1 protein-coding gene is annotated in these 2,612 nt (G+C 75.8%); it reads left to right on the top strand.

Features of this window, described 5'->3' with window-relative positions; all coding sequences use genetic code 11:
* Positions 1 to 2,612, top strand: a 2,612-nt coding sequence (gene dnaE, locus WCS02_RS19560) for a DNA polymerase III subunit alpha (protein WP_340295953.1), incomplete at both ends; no start/stop codon positions are given.

Raw genomic sequence — 2,612 nt, 5'->3', positions numbered from 1 at the left:
CCGGCGTCTCCGGGCTGGTCGGCGCGGACGGCCGGCGGGGGACCGGGGCGCCGGCCCTGGCCGTGCTGCTCGGCCCGCAGTCCGAGGTCGGCCGCGCGGTGCTCGCCCGCCGCGACGACCTGGCGGTGGCCCTGCTGCGGCGCTGGCAGCAGGCGCTGCCGCCGGGCAGCCTGCACGTGGAGGTCGTCCACCACCGCAGCCGCCGCGACACCCCCGGCAGCGTGGGGCTCGCCGGGCGGATGCTCGCGGTCGCCGACGCCGCGGGCGTGCCGGTGGTGCTGACCAACGCCGTGCGCCACGTCGACCCCGACCAGGGGCTCGTGGTCGACGTCCTCGACGCCGCCCGCCGCCTGGTCGCCCTCGACCCCCGCCACCTGGACCGGACCACGTCCGCCGGCCACCTCGCCGCCCCGGACGACATGGCCCGGCGCGCCCGCGAGGTCGCCGACGTCGCCGCCGCCCTGCCCGGCTCGGACACCGGCCGGGGTGCCGCGGCGACCGCCTCGCGGCTGCTGGGCACCACCGCGGCGCTCGCGGACCGGTGCCGGCTGGACCCGGCGGCGGACCTGTCCGTCGGCTCGGTCCACCTGCCCGAGGCGGAGGTGCTCGGCTACCCCGCCACGACCGACCTGCAGGCCGTGCTCGCCGGGCGCTGCCGCGAGGGCCTGGACCGGCTCTACGGCGGGCGCACCGTCCGCTCGCCCGTGGGCCCGGTCGGCCCCGCCGCGATCGAGGCGCGCCTGCACGACGAGCTCGCCGTGGTCGACCAGCTCGGCTTCGCCGGGTACTTCCTCACCGTCGCCCAGGTGTGCGACCTCACCCGCGACCTCGGCATCCGGGTCGCGGCGCGCGGGTCCGGCGCCGGCAGCCTGGTGTGCCACGTCCTGGGGATCAGCGGGGTCGACCCGGTCCGGCACGGCCTGCTCATGGAGCGGTTCCTGTCCCCGCTGCGGGCCACGCTTCCCGACGTCGACGTCGACGTGGAGTCCGACCGCCGCATGGAGGTCTACGACGCCGTCCTGGCGAGGTTCGGCGCGGACCGGGTGACGTGCGTGTCGATGATGGACACCTACCGGGTCCGCCACGCGGTCCGCGACGTCGGGGCGGCGCTCGGCATGCCGCCCGGCGAGGTCGACGCCATCGCCACCGCGTTCCCCCACATCCGTGCCCGCGACGCCCGCAAGGCCATCGAGGAGCTGCCCGAGCTGCGCGCCTCCGGCCTCGGCAGCGCCGACCTCGAGGGGTTCTTCGACCTCGTCGAGGGCGTCGACGGCCTGCCGCGCCACGTCGCGCTCCACCCGTGCGGGGTGATCCTGTCCGACGCCGGCCTGCTCGACCGGACCCCGGTCGAGCCCAGCTACGACGGCTACCCGATGACCCAGCTCGACAAGGACGACGTCGAGGAGGTCGGCCTGCTCAAGCTCGACGTGCTCGGCATCCGGATGCAGTCGGCCATGGCCCACGCCACCGCCGAGATCCAGCGGGTCGACGGGGTCCACATCGACGTCGACGACCGCGAGCAGGTCCCGCTCGACGACCCGGACACCTACGCCCTCATCCGGACCACCCGCACGCTCGGCGTCTTCCAGATCGAGTCGCCCGGCCAGCGCGAGCTCGTCGGCAAGTTCGCCCCGGACTGCTTCGAGGACATCGTCACCGACATCTCGCTGTTCCGGCCGGGGCCGGTCAAGTCCGACATGGTCACCCCGTTCCTGCGCGCCCGGCAGGGCTGGAACGCCCCGGAGTACCTGCACCCGGACCTCGAGCCGGTGCTCGCGGAGACCTACGGCGTCGTCGTCTTCCACGAGCAGGTCATCCGGATCGTCTCGGTGACCACCGGCTGCACCCTCGCCGAGGCCGACGAGACCCGCCGGGCGATGGGCTCGCGCGAGGGCCAGGCGGCGGTCAAGGAGTGGTACGTGCCGACGGCCGTGCGCCGCGGCTACACCCCGGACACCGTGTCCCGGTTCTGGGAGGTGCTCAAGGCGTTCGCGTCGTTCGGCTTCTGCAAGGCCCACGCCGCGGCGTTCGCCCTGCCGACCTACCAGTCGGCCTGGCTCAAGCGGCACCACCCGGCGGCGTTCCTGTCCGGGGTGCTCACCCACGACCCCGGGATGTACCCCAAGCGGTTGCTGCTCGACGACGCCCGCCAGCTCGGCATCGCCGTGCTGGGCCTGGACGTCAACGCCTCCGACGGCACCTACCGGGTGGAGAAGGTCGCCCCCTGGGACGAGCCGCCGCCGGAGGTCATGGGCGAGCCCGCCCGCCGGGCGCCGACGCTGCCGGGGCTGCCCGACGGGCGCGAGTACGGCATCCGGCTGTCCCTCGCCGACGTCAAGGGCATCTCCTCCGCAGAGGTGGACCGCATCGTCGCGGGGCGGCCGTACGGCTCGCTCGCCGACTTCTGGCACCGGGCCGGGGTCTCGCGCCCCGTCGTGGAGCGGCTCGTCATGGCCGGCGCGTTCGACGAGCTGTACGGGCTGACCGGACGGGTGCACCGGGCCGGGCCCGGCGGCGGGGCGGGCTACCAGCTGCCCAGCCGGCGGCGCGGCCGGGTGACCCGCCGCGACCTGCTGCTGCAGGTGGCCGAGCTCGACCGCTGGAGCCGCTCG

The sequence above is a fragment of the Aquipuribacter hungaricus genome, from assembly GCF_037860755.1.
GTDB classification, from domain to species: Bacteria; Actinomycetota; Actinomycetes; order Actinomycetales; family JBBAYJ01; genus Aquipuribacter; species Aquipuribacter hungaricus.
The sequence above is the reverse complement of the archived record's forward strand: the minus strand, read 5'-3'. Positions and strand labels throughout refer to the sequence as shown.